This window comes from Mesorhizobium sp. M3A.F.Ca.ET.175.01.1.1, assembly GCF_004791945.1.
Lineage (GTDB): Bacteria > Pseudomonadota > Alphaproteobacteria > Rhizobiales > Rhizobiaceae > Mesorhizobium.
This window is the reverse complement of sequence record NZ_SRTP01000349.1, coordinates 1-296: the sequence shown is the minus strand read 5'-3', so window position 1 is coordinate 296 and position 296 is coordinate 1. Positions and strand designations below refer to the sequence as shown.

The window sequence follows — 296 nt, the reverse complement described above, 5'->3', positions numbered from 1 at the left end:
TTCATGGCGCGCGTCCTGGCCAAATCAGGCCAGACCGGTTCCTCGCCACAGTGAGGCCGCAAAGCTTCCGCTTCAGTCAGCCTCCGCCGTATCTGGCGTAGCGTGAGGGACCGAGATGCCGTCGATGGAACTGCTCATCGCGTTTTTCGCCACCACGGCGATCTTCGCTTACATCCCCGGCCCCGCCATGCTTTACGCCGCCGCCCAGACCATGGCGCGGGGTCGCTGGTCGGGGCTGACGGCTGCTCTCGGCATCCATCTCGGCGGCTATGTGCATGTCTTCGCCGCCGCCGCAG

The 296-nt window shown here is 65.9% G+C and carries 1 pseudogene; it reads left to right on the top strand.

What is annotated here, in order from left to right:
• Nucleotides 1-115: 115 nt before the first annotated feature.
• Nucleotides 116-296, top strand: a pseudogene (locus EN818_RS34190) (LysE family translocator); the annotation flags it as partial.